Annotated in this window: 12 protein-coding genes; 7 read left to right on the forward strand and 5 right to left on the reverse strand. The window is 59.8% G+C overall.

From position 1 onward, the window contains the following. Positions 1-39 precede the first annotated feature (39 nt). The gene (locus BDB13_RS04985; protein WP_094274688.1) at positions 40-3,261 is read left to right on the forward strand and encodes an acetyl-CoA carboxylase family protein; all 3,222 of its coding nucleotides are present in this window, start codon (positions 40-42) and stop codon (positions 3,259-3,261) included. Here BDB13_RS04985 and BDB13_RS04990 read toward each other — a convergent pair. From BDB13_RS04990 to BDB13_RS05010, 5 genes are read right to left on the reverse strand one after another with little or no spacing between them, the layout of a single operon-like run. Then, a complete protein-coding gene (locus tag BDB13_RS04990) occupies positions 3,212-4,153 on the reverse strand; it encodes a CopD family protein (RefSeq protein WP_094270663.1) in 942 nt (313 codons plus the stop codon). The genes BDB13_RS04985 and BDB13_RS04990 overlap by 50 nt on opposite strands. A gap of 4 nt (positions 4,154-4,157) precedes the next feature. After that, positions 4,158-4,694: a copper resistance CopC family protein gene (locus tag BDB13_RS04995; RefSeq protein WP_094270664.1), complete on the reverse strand. Its 537-nt coding sequence runs from the start codon at positions 4,692-4,694 to the stop codon at positions 4,158-4,160. After that, positions 4,691-5,350: a YcnI family copper-binding membrane protein gene (locus BDB13_RS05000; protein WP_094270665.1), complete on the reverse strand. Its 660-nt coding sequence runs from the start codon at positions 5,348-5,350 to the stop codon at positions 4,691-4,693. The genes BDB13_RS04995 and BDB13_RS05000 overlap by 4 nt, the downstream gene beginning before the upstream one ends. 46 nt (positions 5,351-5,396) lie before the next feature. Then, a complete protein-coding gene (locus tag BDB13_RS05005) occupies positions 5,397-5,915 on the reverse strand; it encodes a hypothetical protein (protein WP_094270666.1) in 519 nt (172 codons plus the stop codon). Positions 5,916-5,921: 6 nt separating this feature from the next. Then, on the reverse strand, positions 5,922-6,575 hold the full coding sequence (locus tag BDB13_RS05010) for a DUF6474 family protein (RefSeq protein ID WP_094270667.1): 654 nt from the start codon (positions 6,573-6,575) through the stop codon (positions 5,922-5,924). 124 nt (positions 6,576-6,699) lie between these two features. On the opposite strand from BDB13_RS05010, the gene BDB13_RS05015 reads away from it, so the two are divergent. The 6 genes from BDB13_RS05015 to BDB13_RS05035 all read left to right on the forward strand — a co-directional run bounded on the left by BDB13_RS05015 (position 6,700) and on the right by BDB13_RS05035 (position 15,342). After that, positions 6,700-8,256, forward strand: a complete 1,557-nt coding sequence (locus BDB13_RS05015) for a TM0106 family RecB-like putative nuclease (RefSeq protein WP_094274689.1) — start codon at positions 6,700-6,702, stop codon at positions 8,254-8,256. 74 nt (positions 8,257-8,330) lie between these two features. Next, on the forward strand, positions 8,331-8,768 hold the full coding sequence (locus BDB13_RS05020; RefSeq protein WP_094270668.1) for a hypothetical protein: 438 nt from the start codon (positions 8,331-8,333) through the stop codon (positions 8,766-8,768). A 287-nt stretch (positions 8,769-9,055) separates the two neighbouring features. Then, positions 9,056-11,047 carry a TPR repeat region-containing protein gene (locus BDB13_RS05025; RefSeq protein WP_254922718.1) on the forward strand — a complete coding sequence of 664 codons (1,992 nt, stop codon included), beginning with the start codon at positions 9,056-9,058 and terminating at the stop codon, positions 11,045-11,047. Next, positions 11,037-11,819, forward strand: coding sequence for a hypothetical protein (locus BDB13_RS31635; protein ID WP_141210615.1), 783 nt, complete (start codon positions 11,037-11,039; stop codon positions 11,817-11,819). Before BDB13_RS05025 ends, BDB13_RS31635 begins: the two co-directional genes overlap by 11 nt. 12 nt (positions 11,820-11,831) lie before the next feature. Continuing rightward, on the forward strand, positions 11,832-12,143 hold the full coding sequence (locus tag BDB13_RS33785; RefSeq protein ID WP_441347175.1) for a TPR repeat region-containing protein: 312 nt from the start codon (positions 11,832-11,834) through the stop codon (positions 12,141-12,143). Positions 12,144-13,008: 865 nt separating this feature from the next. Then, positions 13,009-15,342, forward strand: coding sequence for a putative bifunctional diguanylate cyclase/phosphodiesterase (locus BDB13_RS05035; protein ID WP_094270671.1), 2,334 nt, complete (start codon positions 13,009-13,011; stop codon positions 15,340-15,342). Positions 15,343-15,353: the final 11 nt, after the last annotated feature.

A 15,353-nucleotide genomic window follows, 5' to 3' on the forward strand; every position in this document is an offset into this window, starting at 1 on the left:
AAAACACACTGTGGCGGTGACTGGATGCGACGTTTTCGAATGAGACTGCTGATCGCCAACCGAGGCGAGATTGCCCTGCGCATCATTCGCACTGCTCGTGAATTCGGCATCGAAACAGTGTCCGTGTATGCCGAAGACGATGCGGGTAGTCCGCATGTCGATGCCGCTACCGAGTCCTACCCCTTGCAGGGCAGTGGCGCGGCCGCCTACCTGGATCAGGATTCGTTGTTGGAGATTGCGACGAATTCCGGTGTTACGCACATTCATCCGGGGTACGGATTTCTGAGTGAGAATGCAGACTTCGCGCAGGGATGTACTGATTCAGGCATGGTTTTTGTCGGCCCGGACGCCGGCGTGCTCCGTACTTTCGGTGACAAGGCGAGCGCACGAGCGACCGCCGCCGGGTCCGGCATTCCGGTACTACCCGCAACCGCGGGCGGCGTAAACCTCGACGAGGTTCGAGAATTCTTTGCCCGCAACCCGCGTGGAATCATGATCAAAGCACTCGCCGGCGGCGGTGGCCGCGGCATGAGGGCGGTTACCGATGCCCGATCTCTGGACGAGGCCTACCGGGTCTGTTCTGCCGAAGCGCTGGCCGGGTTCGGCACCGAGGCGTTGTTCGCGGAAGTGCTCAGTGAACGTGCACGTCATATCGAGGTGCAGGTCGTAGCGGCGCCAGGCAGCGGGGGAACGCGTGCTCTGGCCTTGGGTGATCGAGATTGCAGTGTTCAGCGACGCCACCAAAAGTTGATAGAGATCGCTCCGGCACAAGGACTTTCGGACCCGCTGCGTGAGCGCCTGCATTCGGCGGCGGCGCGCTTGTGTGCCGCGGTCGGGTATCGCGGGATTGCCACCGTCGAGTTTCTGCTCGAAGAGCGCGGATTCGTTTTCCTCGAGGTCAACCCGCGAATTCAGGTAGAACACACGGTTACCGAAGAGGTTACGGGCGTCGATCTGGTAGCCGCGCAATTGATGATTGCGGACGGCATGGATTTCGACGATCTGGATCTTCCCGGTGGAATCACGTGGACAGAAGGAGATTTCGAGCATCACGGCGCGTTGGCAAAGGCGTCGGGAGTTGCGATTCAGGCGCGGGTCAACCTGGAAACCATGACGCGCGACGGCAATGCGCTGCCGGCGTCCGGGACGCTGGACGTGTTCGCTCCGCCCAGTGGGCCGGGGGTGCGGGTGGACACCTTCGGTGTGCCCGGGCTGACGCCGAGCGTCCGATACGATTCCCTGCTGGCGAAGGTAATCGCACATACCCGCCGATCGGATTTTCTTGCAGCAGTGCGTAAATCGATCGCAGCTCTGGATGATTTTGCTATCGACGGAGTTCCGACGAATATAGCGTTCCTGCGGGCGATACTGTCCGACAAGGATTTCCGTGAATCTCTGATCGACGTCGACTGGCTCGGCTCGCGCCTGGCGGACTTGGTTCCTGAAATTGGTGCGCCCGGCCGTGTGCCTAGTGTGGATGTCGGATCCGACGAAGTTGTGGTGAGAGCGCAGATGGCTGGCATCGTTGTCGAACTTGCTGCCGTCGGTAGCGGTGTGCACGCCGGCGGCCAGGTCGTGATACTCGAGGCGATGAAGATGCAACATGTGCTGCCGGCCGAAGGGGATCTCGAAGTGGTTCGGGTGCTCTCGTCAGTCGGAAGGTCGGTGAGTGCCGGCGAACCCCTGCTCGTCGTTCGCAGTGCGACCGCCGGCGCGCAACTGGCCGATATCGATATGGTTGACCTCGACGCTGTGCGCCCTGATCTTGCTGAAATCATTGCCCGCCATGAGGTTACGCTCGACGCAGCACGTCCCACGGCAGTGGCGAAGCGCCACAAGCTGGGGCGCAGAACTGCTCGCGAAAACGTCTACGATTTGGTCGACGACAACAGTTTGGTCGAGTACGGTGCACTGGCTCTGGCGGCCCAACGTAGTCGACGTAGTGAAGAAGATTTGATCGCCAACACTCCGGCTGACGGGTTGATCGGCGGCGTCGCGACCATCGGCGGCGGCGAGAGCGTCGTCATCTCCTACGACTACTCGGTTCTTGCCGGTACGCAAGGTATGCGCAATCATGCGAAGACCGATCGACTACTCGAAATTGCAGGCCGCAAGCGAGTTCCGGTGGTGCTCTTCGCGGAAGGCGGCGGCGGCCGCCCGGGTGATACGGATGCCGGAGCGGGTTCGGGACTCGAACTGGGTACGTTCCGTGCGATGGCGGCGCTGAGCGGCAGAGTGCCCCTGGTGGCCGTCGTATCGGGGCGTTGTTTTGCCGGCAACGCGGCACTGGCCGGCGCCTGTGACGTCCTGATCGCAACCCCCGACGCCAACATCGGGATGGGTGGACCGGCAATGGTCGAGGGCGGTGGTCTCGGAAACTTCCGCCCCGAGGACATCGGACCCGTCGACGTGCAACGACGTAACGGCGTCGTACATCTGGTAGCGGACGACGACGCTCAGGCCGTTGCCCTGGCCAAGAAGTATTTGGGTTACTTCCAGGGTGCATCGGCGGAGTGGACCGCTCCGGATCCGCGTCTGTCGCGGCATGTGGTGCCGGAGAACCGGTTACGTTCCTACGATGTGCGCGCCGCGATCACGTCGATCGCCGACGTCGGTTCGGTCTTGGAGTTGCGGCGCGACTACGGACGCGGGATTGTGACGGCGCTGATTCGCGTCGAAGGTGTCGCGTACGGAGTGCTGGCCAACAGTAGTGAGCATCTCGGCGGAGCTATCGACGCGGAGGCATCGGACAAGGCGTCGGACTTCCTGGAATTGTTGGAAGCCCATCGCATGCCGCTGGTGACCCTGTGCGATACACCGGGATTCATGGTGGGGCCTGATTCGGAGGAAGAGGCGACGGTTCGGAGATTCGGCAAGTTCTTCGTGGCGGGTGCGCGACTTACCGTGCCGTTCGGAACCGTCATCCTGCGTAAGGGATACGGGTTGGGCGCCATGGCGATGGCCGGCGGTTCGTTCCAGGCTCCGGAGTTCACGGTGGCCTGGCCGACCGGCGAGATCGGCCCCATGGGCTTGGAAGGCGCTGTGCGGTTGGGTTTCCGGAAGGAACTGGAGTCGATCGAAGACCCCGCTGCTCGGGAGACACTGTTCGGCCAGTTCGTGGAGTTGGCGTATGCGCAGGGTAAAGCTCTGATGGCGGCAACAATATTCGAGTTGGATGACGTCATCGATCCGGCAGACACCCGAAAGTGGATCAGGCAGTTGTCGCCAGCGCCGCAGCAAGGCCGAAAGCGATTGCCATAAAGGCAACTTCACTGATCGCGCGGCGCAAGGATCCGTCCGCGCTGATTCGGTGAGCTGCACTCGCGATCACCCACGTTCGACGCCACCACCACCCCAAGGCGACCAGTAAGGCGATGGCAACGATTTTGGCGAGTACGACGCGTCCGTACGCGGTGTCATAGAGGGCGGTCACAGATCCGAGGCGCACGGCAGCGTTGACCGTTCCCGTGATGACAAGTGCGAGAACGCATCGCCAGGCGAGTTCGGAGTATTTGGGCAACCAGAGTGCCCAGGCGCCGCGAGCGGGCATTGCCAGGGCGAGGGCGGCAAGGACACCGAACCACAGTGCGGCCGCGAGCACATGGACGGCGTCGAGGATGGAACCGAAGCTCTGCTGCGCCATGTGGCCGGTGATGGGACGGGCGGCGAGGGCGAGCGCCGTGACGACCAATGCCGGTGCCACAGGCGCTGTTTCAGGGTTCTTGAACCCGTAGACGCCGTAGCAGACGACGGAAAACGCGCACACGATGATGGCGACACCGACGCGGCCGACGTTGACTTCGCTGACAAATGTTCCGAAGTTGCCGACTGTCAACGACGTTATCGGCGTTCCGTCGGCGGCCGCGGCCCCCAATGCGAGGAGGGCGATTTCGGCAACGAACCACACTGCAGCAAGGGCGGTGAGTTGAGTCCACATGGTGGCTGCGGGTGCTGCGGGTCGACGCTCCCCGCGTCCCATCCACGCCAAGGTCGCGATTCCCAGTGTCACAGAACCACTACCGATGGCGAGGGCGCGGACGGTGCTGGACGCCTCGGGGCCGGCGGGAGTTGCCAACCCCCAGGCGATCAGCACTCCCAGGAGAGCTGTAGGTACGGCAAACAGCAACCACCATCTGTTTGCCGTACCGGTCATCGGATCAGCTCGACTTGGGCTTGCGGAGCACGAAGAACAGTGCGCCGCCGAAGACGACTACACCGGCGACGATGAAGGCCCACACTGGAATGCTGTTCGACGACGAGGATGACGACGAACTCTCACCGCCACCCGCCGTCGGAGTGGTGGGAGTGCCCGGGCCGGCTTCGGTGAGCGTGAAGTTCAACGTTCCCTGAACCGGGTGGCCGTCGGCAGAGGTCACGCGATACGCGATCGTGTACACACCGGCGGGTCCCAGATCCCCGAGATCCACACTTACCGTTGCACCCTCCACCGAGGGGTCGCCCTTGGTCCACTGGTCGCGACTGTCGCCGGGGCCGGTGACCGTCAACGCGGCGAACTGCGCCTGCAAGGCCTCGTTGAAGCTGACGGAGACGTTGTCCGGGGCGACCTGGATCGACGTTCCGTTCTCGGGGTTGGAACTGGTGACGGCGGAATGTGCACTGGCGGTGCCCACTCCGATCATCGACGCGAGCATGGCGAGTAGACCGACCGTAATTACCTTGATGCGTGTACTCATGAACGCTTGCTCCTCACCAGTGCGCCCAGACCGAGTGCGGCGCCGAGGGCGCCGAGCACCAGTCCGGCTCCTCCGAGCCAGCGGGCTGTGTTGTCGTTCGCTGATTCTGTCGTAGATTCCGTCGCAGTTGCGGTGTTTGCCCCATGGGCGTCGCCGGTCGAAGCTGCCAACGTCAGCGTCGGTGTCGGCTTGTCGGGCTCACTGCCGTCGGCGAGAGCTTCCTGATCCCAGTTGACGACCTTGCCGTCGCTGTACGTCTGCACTGCCTTGAACTCGACCTCGTCCTGCGTCGGGAGAGGGCCGGCAGAAAGGACGAACTGCTGGAACTGGCCGGGTCCGACTCCGACGCCGGGATCTGCTGTCCAGGTCACGGACTTGGCGACCAACGACGTCGGATCCTTCTCGACGACGGATGTCCAACCGGGCATCGGTTCGGTGCGAGCCGACTTCAGGTCGGGCAGTGCCACCGTCACCTTGGTGGTGGAGGCGGCGTCGGATTCGGTGGGAACGCGGAAGGTCAGAACGGTGTATCCGCCCTGCGTCGCCCCGGGAGCTACGACGCTGACGTGCGCCGACGCAATTCCGCCGGCGATGAGAAGGGCTCCGCCGGTGGCTGTTGCCGTGAAAAGTGCACGCGAAATCAGGGTGTTCTTCATGTTGGGTTGTGTCCTCTGGTGAAGGTTTCGATGAGTGACGAGTTCTTCAAACCAGAACAGGAGGACCGCGCCGCGAGATGCTGGCGCGAAGGAGAGCGTCGACGGTGCTGGGGTGGGTGCCGTTGTAGGAGATGCGTCGGCGAACTCGGGCAATCGGCCCAATCGGAGCCAGTACGTCTCGGATGACCGTGGTGACGACGCGGAAAAACTGCTCAGCGGCGAGGACGAGTACCGCGCACACCGCGGTAGCCACTGCGTGCGCCCCGAGCATCATGAGGCCGGGAGCGGATGAATGAGAGTGCACGGAGACGGTCATGGCAGCGTGCGCCGCGAGTTGACCGGCACCGAGTGCCGCAATCAGGGGCAACGGGCCTCGTGTCAGTGCCGGGAGTGTTGCGGTGATCGCGCCAACCGCCACGCTGACGGCGATCAGCAAAGTCATCGCCGACGCCGGCGGAATTTCACCGCCGCCCATCCCGTGCGCTGCTATCGCCAGGGCACCCGACGCGGCCCCGACAACACTGCCCCGAAGGGGTGCTGTCGCGGGCGCGCCGAGTGAAGACACTTTTCTCTAGCGCACGCCGAGGCGCGCAAGCAGATCTGCTTCGACGCCGTCGAGTTCGGTAGCGATGGCGTGGTGCGCAGCCTTGCGTCGTGCCTGCGGCATCTGCTCGGATGCCCGAACTGCGGTGCTCAGATCGCTCAGACGCTCACGGATTGCCGCGGCAAAACGCTGTGTCTCGGCATCGTTCGGCTTGTGGCTCAGGATTTCGGTGACCGAACTTTCGGCTCCCGCGATCCGGGCGCTGAGTTTGGCACCGTGCCCGGTGTAATCGCCCAATTGGTCGACGGCAATGCCCATCTTCTGAGCTCGAGCAGTGTCCAACTGGCCACGAATGGTGGTTGCCGCTCGATAAACGATCGGCAGCAGAACTGGTGCCAAGAGGCGAGCGACACCGAGGTACTTACGGACCTTGGCGACGGTCAGGCCCTGGTTCGCGGCAGCCTTTTCCTGGGCTTTCAGTGTTGCGAGCTGGGCTTTCTCGATCTTGTGCGTCGAGTCGATTTCGGTCTTTTCCAGCTTTTTGATCGACTTGGTCTCGACCTTATCGCGCTTGCGCTGGCTCTTGGCGTTGAGTTTTGCCTCGACCTCAGCCTTGTGCTTGAGAGCCTTCGCCTCTGCCTTGCGGGTGGCACGAGACTTCCGCTTCTTGAACAACCCCATCGAAAAGGACCCCGTTTCCAGGTGTTTGTGCGCTGCCAGGTACCTGCGCTTCGGCTTCAGCCTAGGGGAGCACATAATCTTCGTCATCGTGTGTTCCGATAACAACCTCGCGCCCAAGCTCCCGCTGATCGATTCGGGAGCGTTGACTCGTTGCCGCCACCGGGTCCGTCTCGACGGACTATTTCCGGGGAAGTCGGCGTCGGAACCTGTCGATACCGGAGTCAAGCAACGTCAGGAATCGGCGATCGCCAAGCGCGCCGAGATCGCGGATCTCGTGATCAGCGCGGATCCGGAGCGGTGGGTGCGCATCGATTCCGACCAGTCCACGGCAGCGCAGGCCCGCGACACCCTCGCGGCCTGTGAGGCCGGCGCCGACAGAATCTGGGGCGCGGTGCTGCCCGTCGAGCGCGACACCGGGCGCAAGGGTCGTTGCGAAATGCTCATCCGCGACGTCGACGGTGGCGGCTACATCCCGGTGATCGTCGTCAACCACAAAGTCACCGATCCCGGGCAGGGCGCAATCACGTCGGGATTGTTCGAGTGGGAGCCCGAGACGGATCCGAAGCGCAAGGTCCGAAGCCAGGTCCGCGACCAGATGCGTGTCGCCCAGGTTTATCGAATGCTCGAGCGCCGGGGACTGGCGAGTCCGTCGTTGCAAGCCGGTGCCGTCGGCTACAACGGCGACTGCATTCTCGTGTACGACCTGAGTGCGATTCTCGAGGACTACGACGAGCGTTACGACGACAGAATTGCCGTGGCGCGCGGTGAGATCTTGACCTCGCCTTCGCAGATCAGTGAGTGCAAATCGTGCCCGTGGTGGACGGAATGCAAGCAAGAATTGGTTCGCAATCGGGATGTCAGTCTGGTGGCCGTCGGCTCGCGGGCCGAGCTGCTGCGTGACGCCGGGTGCAACACCATCGATCAACTTGCCGCGTGGGAAGGCGAGCCGCTCGAGGATTGGCCGCACGGGAACTTCGACGACGCCGTCGTGATCGCGAAAGCCTGGCTGGTGGGCGCTCCGTTGGTGCGACGCTTCGAGGAAATTTCGGTGACTCGCGCCGATATCGAAATCGATGTCGACATGGAGAGCTACCAGGAGCACGGTGCCTACCTGTGGGGGACTTTGCTCAATGTTGGTGGCTTCTCGATGTATCGAGGTTTCGCGACGTGGGATCCGTTGCCGACGCGTGACGAGGCGCGGTCGTTCGCCGAATTCTGGGGTTGGTTGATGGCGGAGCGTGCTGCTGCTGCTGCTTCCGGTAAAACCTTTGCCGCATACTGCTATTCGCGATCAGCTGAGGACAAGTGGTTGTTGGATTCGGCTCGAAGATTTGCCGGAGAACCGGGCATACCAACCAAAGACGAGATCCGAGAGTTCATCGACAGCCCACAATGGGTGGATATCTATCAGGCAGTCAGCGATCAGTTCATCTGCCCAGAAGGTAAGGGGCTCAAGAAGGTTGCTCCGGTTGCAGGATTCAATTGGCGTGACGCCGAGGCCGGCGGCGAGGCGTCCATGGCCTGGTACCGCGAAGCAGTCGGTTACGACGGAGAGCCCGACGAGTCGCAACGGACACGGATCCTGCAGTACAACGAGGACGACGTCATCGCCACCAAGGTCCTACGTGAATGGATGACTGATCGTGCGGTGAAGGAGATTCCCTTGGCGTCGGATCTCTGAACTCGACCGTTCGTCCTATACTGGGCGACATTGTGCGAGTCGGGGGGTCTGGCTCGTAAGTCCGAGGGGGGCTTGTGGGTACGTTTGCGGCAGATATCGCGGAACTCGAAAAGCTGGGCGGTGTTCTGCACGGGCTCGCTGACGAAGCAGCGCAGCTGTCGGTGGGTCCGCCAGCCGGTGGCGCCTCGGGCGTGAATGGTTCATTCGGCTCCTGGTTCAACAGCAATTCGATGCCGTCCGAGCCTCTGCCATTCACACCGATGTTCGGAGACCCATCGGCTGGGTCTTCCTCGAGTGTGCTCAGCTCCTATCTCGAAGCCTCATCCATCTCGTCTGAGCTCATCGACGGTGTATTGGTTCCTTCGTTGACAGAGCGGCTCGGCGAGGCCGGCGACATCATGGTCAACGTTGCTGAACAATTTCGAAGCCGCGACGAGCAGTCGGCTGCAGATCTGGCCACTACGTACACCTCTGCAACCGGTGACTGGAACACTCAGGATTCCATCGAATGACCCCGACGCGCGCGCAGCTCAACTCGTGGGATCCGGCCGCCCTGAACACTATTGCCGATTCATGGACTTCTTTGGGCAGCAAGGCAGAGGACCTGTTCGCCAGGTATCTCAGCAGTGTGACGATGATCAACGGTAACTACTGGGAAGGGAAGACTGCCGAAGCAGCTCAGGACAGAGCGGCCGCGGACAAAAAGACGGCCGGGGAGATTGCCGACGCACTCGAGGCTCTCGCAGCTACAGCGAGGAACGGCTACTACGAGATCGAATCTCCCTTGAGGGATGCCCGTTTGGCAATCGATACAGCGGCTAGCAACAATTTCTCGGTCTCTGAATCCCTTGTGCTCACTGACTCGAGCGCAGAACCGGACGCCGCTCGCGTGGCGTTGATGCAGGAATGTCAACGTGAACTTACCGACAAGGCAAATGCGGCAGAAACAGCCGACAACGACCTCCGAAGTTCCCTGGCAGCTGCGCGTGACGGATTGCGGGTGAAATTCACTTCGGCAGCTACGTCGGGTGGACAACAGGGTAAGAGTGATTTTGATGCGATGGCCAAGCATCCGGAGTCGATGACGCCGGAGCAACTGCAGCGGATTTCGGAAAGCGGGCACTTGACGCCGGAGCAGGCTGCTGCATTGGAACGCGGTGATACCGCGACAATTCCGGCTTCGCAGATGGAATACCTCAACCAACTCAGTCGGTCGCTGGACGGCAAATCGCCTCAGCAGATCGAAGACCTGCTCTCGAAACTGCCACCGGATGCGCGGGCGTCGGTCGCCAACTCGTTGCAGATTCTCTCCAACGAGCACGTGACCGCGTCGGTGGAAGGTGATTCCGAAATTCCGACGAAGGGCGGACTGGACGTACTGCCGGACAAGATGCGTGAATCGTTGACTCGGGATGACTTGGTTACGGGCGACTTCCAGGTCAGTGGCCAGAGCTTCATCCGTACAGTCGAACTCAATGGTGTTGCCGACAATCTGGCTATCGCTGACATCGTCGCGATGGGTGACGATCAATACAAGACCGGCAGTGAACTCGATAAGTCGCTGTTGGAGGTTGGTAGGCAGTATCTGAATGCGGAGGTCGCTCAGGAGCAGCTCAGGCCCTCTGAGCGAGCCGGCTTCTTTGCCGACGGGGGCAGTCCGGACAAGGGGCTCACCGAGCGGATCTTCGCCGCTGTGGGAGATGACAAGGTTGCTGTCGATGCTGCTGTGAACAATCCCGAGAACGGCAGTGATTTTGTGAAGGATGTGCTGTCGCACAACTGGACTGACGACGGCAAGGCTGCGTCGACGCTCTTCGATTTCCCGGATGGTGATGCCACGGTGGAGAATCCGAATGACCCGACGGATGTGGCGACGGCAACTCGTTCCGGCAGCATCATGTCAGCTGTTGGTGAGGCGGTCAGTACCGGCGATGCGTGGAAACTGTTGTCGAATGTTCCCGAAGCTGATCGTCAGTCGGTTGGTCAGCTCAATCCTGATTTGTTGCAGACAGTTTCGAGCAGTATGAGCCCGTATGTGTCCCATCTGGCTGGGGCAGTTCCTGAGAACCTTCCCGGTTTCGACACTGATGGATGGGCTGATCCGGACGGGATGCAGCATTACACTGGTTCGGCAAACGTGTTCGCGTTGATGAATACCGATGAAACAGCTGGGACGAATTTTACGCAAGCGGCGTATCAGGAGATGCTCGCGAAGCAGGGTGAGTATGCGCTGAACCCTATGGGTGAAAGCGTAGTCAACAATTTGGATACTGCTGGAACCCTTGCCGGACTGGCTGATGTCGGGTTGCTTCGCGGCACCCAGGATGGTTACGACGATACGGCAGCGCAGGCAGCCGAAATGTATGCGCGTAAGAACAATGCGTACGGTGCTTTGATGAGCCTCGGAACGTTGGGGATCGGCAACCTATCCGGCGGGGATTACATCAATGCCATGCTCGGTGCCGGGGGAGATCCGTTGAAGGAGTCGATAATCGGTGCGCAACCTACAGGTGCTGATTCGGCTAAACTTTCAGGTTTCGATTCAGCTAAACAGGCTTACAATATTTTGAATGCTGCGCCAGAATTGCCGCCTGAATTCAAGACCTACGATTGGGCATTCAATCATGACGGAACCTTGAAGTCATGGGATGATCTTCAGGTTTCGGCCGGGAATAATAAGGCTAAGTTAGGTGACATCAACACGATGTTCTCGACGTTCGGTCGTCCAAGCGATAGTCATTATTCGAGAATGCAGGACAGCTATGACAAGGCGACATTCTATGATCACTAGACGTGTGATGGCGGCGGCCGTAGCCCTGGTATGTGCGGCATCTACAACAGCATGTGGTGGTGACTCACCTGCAGTTTCTGTCGATATTGCGACGGTCTTGCCATTTCCCTACACGACTGTGTGGTCGGCTGATCCTGGTATCGATTTGATCGGACGCGGTGCGGAATTGATTCGTGTTGCCGAGGAATCTATTGAATACACTTTCGCTGCCGGGCCTGAAACTACCTATCCGGGTTATTTTGATGCGGTTCGTGACAGTAATAGCTGGATTACTCCCGGAAATCCAGGTTTCCGCACCGAAGGGGGGACGAACTATGGACGCGTACATACCTGGTTTCGGCATGTAGTTGATTACTCGGTGAATTCGAATTCAGTATCGGCCACAGTGTGTAGCTATCGGTTATTTCAGAAACCGAGCGAAAGGCCAGGGGAGGCCGTTCTTTCTGATTCTGTACGGATCACTTTGGTGAATGCTGCGGAACTTCCGGGCAAGCCGGGGATTGTAGATACCGATGTGGATGGTCATGATCCTCGTGCGCAACGGCCGCCGGTGTGGAATGTTTTCGGAAACTGGAAAATCACCGAGTACACATCGATTCGGAGTGACGCGATCCCGCAGCAGTGTATCGATTGGTGGAAACTGGAATTTCCGATGTTTACCACAAGTTTTTCCGGGAGCAGAGCATTGAGGTCACCTCCCGGCTATGTCATGCCGACGATGCCGATGGCCGTGCAGTATCCGGAGTGGATCGGTCCAACTGATGTGTCGTAGTCGGCTGCGAAAGTGATTGCAGAGGTACGTATTTCGTCGGCTTCTCGGCTGGAATGTGGTGATACCGCGGCAATTCCGGCTTCGCAGATGGAATACCTCAACCAACTCAGTCGGTCGCTGGACGGCAAAACGCCTCAGCAGATCGAGGACCTGCTCTCGAAACTGCCACCGGATGCGCGGGCGTTCACGCATCTTGTCCGGCCGCGGGGCGGAACTGATGAGAGCAGGCATACTGCACGGCTTGATGGATCGGGAGATTCCTTGCAGCAGTCCATTATTGGGAAGAAGCCGAGTGCTGTGCCGCAACGATGCTCAAGATGCTGAGTGGTAAGCAGGTAAACATGTTCGGCTTGGGCGACTCTGTCAATTTCCGTAGTTCTGATCGTATCTTCCTGTGGTACATCAGACTCCGGCGGTGTCGATACGGCCGACAGAGTTCCGGTGTCCGATCGCTTTGCGCCGCATGTGTGGTCTGAGGATGCTGATATCGACTTGTTCTCTCGCGGATCGGAGTTGTTGCGCACTGCGTACGAGGCGGGCTATTACTGGCCTGTCATTCACGAGGTCGATGATTTTTTCCCTGGGTAAACCAAATCGCTCGGACATGGTCGTAATATATTCGGCAACACCAGATTTGAAAACAGATCGGAGTTTTTAGCTCCAGTCGAGCAGACGGAATTTACTCATATCACCAACTATTCGGCAACCGATACCACTGTCTCCGGCACGATCTGCATCTACTGGGTCCGTACCACGACTGCCACAAGTGGATCGGTGAGAGGCCGCGGGTCTGCCGGGTGTGACCGATTCCGATCCGGGGCGCGGCGAGCTTGGCGCCCGAAATGATTTCGAGGGTGGGGATTTCGTCAGTAGTAGCCATGACATGAAACTCCGGCGCTTGGGCCTGATGCCGCGTATTTCGGAGATTCTGTACACAACAGTGCGGTCGGCTGATCCGAGTGCAAGGACGGACTGCCCTGATGGCGGAATTCGTGGGCTCTGATAGTGGAAGCCGGATCGCGGCGGCTTTCGACAGCAGTGTGTACCGAGACCGCCAAAGGTCTCAATTTGGTTGATATGTCCGGGTTTCGGGTATAGATGTAACTTTCGGGACCGCAATTGGTCAGAGGTCTGGAACACTACTTCCGTAGGCGCCTGTGTTGGTAGCTGCGTAGGGGAGGGCTGTTGAATGTCGAGCAACGTGGACACCGGTGGAGCCGTATCCGAATTGTCGGAAATCGAGCAGCAAGATCTCTTTGCGAGGCAAATGGGCCAAGCGACAACTGTTGCACCACTATCCAACATTGCCAATATCTTCAGCTTGTGTGCGCTGCTGATGTACGTCGTACCGTCGGACCATCAGAACTTCCGAATACTCTGGGGAGCCGCCGCCATTTTGGTGGCAGGAAATTCGGTTCGAGTATGGCTGCCGCGGAGTAAGTATGTCTCCGTGTGGCGTGCACGGGCGCACACAACTCGGTACGACTACTGGGCGCTGATGATCGAGGTGATCCTTCTCGGGGTTCTCATGACCATCTTTGCCGCAAAAATGCTTCCGGTCGTGGATGGCCCTCGCCGAATGGTGTTGACGGCCACGATAGCCGGGCTCATGGGCGCCGGCGCCGTGGCTCTGTCGACGGTTCGATCCATTAGTTTGGCGTGGATCCTCGTGCACGGGCTAGGCCTCCTGCTCGTTATACTCCTGAGGCCTGAAGTGGAATATCGTTATCTGGCATTCCAACTCGTCATGTACACGTTTGCATTGTGTGTTGCGGCGGTGTATCTCTCGTCTTCGTTCCGGGCTCGTTGTCTTGCAGAATTCGAGGCTGCGGCGGAGCGCGAAACGGTGGGACTGCTCCTCGATGACTTTGAGGGCGGATCGCGCGATTGGCTCTGGGAAGTCGGCATCGACGGCAAAATGTCGCGCGCTTCGACGCGACTGTCGCAGGTATCAGGAATTCCTGTCGCGGAGTTGCGGGAGCTCACCTTTCGCAGACTCCTCGAACGGCTCGAGATCGGATCCACCCGGGGTGGAGCACAGGCACTGGAGGCGCTGGTTGGCCACCTCGAAGCACTGGTTCCGTTCCGTGACGTGGTTGTTCCGGTTCGTGTGGACGACGGCGATCGATGGTGGTCGTTGTCAGGTAATCCGCTAGTTGCCCAAGACGGTTCGAACCGTGGCTGGCGTGGAATTGGATCGGACATAACGGAAAAATACAATTTTGAACAGAAGATCTTGTGGCTCGCGGCAACCGACGCATTGACCGGGCTGCCGAACCGGAGAGCATTCAGCGAAGAACTCGACGCTGCGCTCGACAGCACTCGGATCGACCAGCATGTTCACGTCGCCATTCTCGACCTCGACAACTTCAAATCCGTCAACGACACACTGGGGCATTCGGTCGGTGACAAACTGCTGATCGCAGTCGCGGCGAGGTTGGATGAAGTAGCCGAGAAAGGTCTCTGTGCTCGCATCGGTGGAGACGAGTTCGGGCTTATTCACCGTTCCCCGGCAGAAGACATCAGCACAGCTCGGTTTGCAGACTATCTGGAGGCATTGCGTGAACCGTTCCTGGTGAATGGCAACAGAATCGAAGTGCGCGCAAGCATCGGATATGCCAGCAGCCCAGTTGATTCCGAAGAATCGGATGGTTTGGTGATGTTCGCTGACTTGGCGTTGTACGACGCAAAAGCTGCGGGCCGGGATCGCGTCGGCAGGTTTTCGGCGGTCCTTCGAGCGCGGGCCAGCGAGCGGGCGGTTGCGTTGCAAGAGCTGGGGCGGGCCATCGAGGCGCGTGAATTCGAGCTGTACTACCAACCTCAAATCCATGCGGCAACAGGCCGAATCGAGGGGTTCGAGGCGTTGCTGCGCTGGAACCACCCGGACCGGGGAATGCTGGCACCGGGTCATTTCATCGACGTCGCCGAAGAAACCGGACTGATTGTCCCGCTCGGTGTGCAGGTATTGGAAATGGCTTGTGCCGCAGCTATGACCTGGCCCGACGACATTCTGGTCGCGGTTAATGTTTCACCAATGCAATTGGCGTCCTTGGATTTTGGTGCGGAAGTGGCGCAAGCACTTGCCAAATCAGGGCTTCCGGGGTCCCGACTACAGCTCGAGATCACCGAAACCGGTACCGTCGACGATCGCGCTGTCGCGCAGCTGGTCGCGTTCCGCGGATCTGGAATATCGATTGCACTCGACGACTTCGGTACGGGCTATTCATCTTTCGAGACCGTCCGGCGACTACCTCTCGACGTGCTGAAGATCGACCGACTATTCGTCTCGGAACTGCACCAAGACTCCGCCGTCGTCGAGTCGCTTGTCGAAGTTTCCCGTTCGATGGGGATCAGGTCCCTCGCCGAAGGAGTAGAAACAGTAGGGCAACTCGATCAACTTCGTTCTGCCGGTTGTGAACTCATCCAAGGCTTTTACATCAGCCGTCCGCTTCCGGAATCCAAAGTTGCGGACTACCTGGAAAACAACAGGGCCACTGCAGGTTTCCCTGGCAGTGGCCCCTAGTCCGCTGTCTG

The organism is Rhodococcus sp. OK302, assembly GCF_002245895.1.
Lineage (GTDB): Bacteria > Actinomycetota > Actinomycetes > Mycobacteriales > Mycobacteriaceae > Rhodococcus_F.

Bases quoted from the DNA above. Each gene is read 5' to 3' on its own strand.
- BDB13_RS04985 (WP_094274688.1), top strand. From the start codon at position 40: ATGAGACTGCTGATCGCCAACCGAGGCGAGATTGCCCTGCGCATCATT.
- BDB13_RS04995 (WP_094270664.1), bottom strand. From the start codon at position 4,694: ATGAGTACACGCATCAAGGTAATTACGGTCGGTCTACTCGCCATGCTC.
- BDB13_RS05010 (WP_094270667.1), bottom strand. From the start codon at position 6,575: ATGGGGTTGTTCAAGAAGCGGAAGTCTCGTGCCACCCGCAAGGCAGAG.
- BDB13_RS31635 (WP_141210615.1), top strand. From the start codon at position 11,037: ATGATCACTAGACGTGTGATGGCGGCGGCCGTAGCCCTGGTATGTGCG.
- BDB13_RS04990 (WP_094270663.1), bottom strand. From the start codon at position 4,153: ATGACCGGTACGGCAAACAGATGGTGGTTGCTGTTTGCCGTACCTACA.
- BDB13_RS05035 (WP_094270671.1), top strand. From the start codon at position 13,009: ATGTCGAGCAACGTGGACACCGGTGGAGCCGTATCCGAATTGTCGGAA.
- BDB13_RS05000 (WP_094270665.1), bottom strand. From the start codon at position 5,350: ATGAAGAACACCCTGATTTCGCGTGCACTTTTCACGGCAACAGCCACC.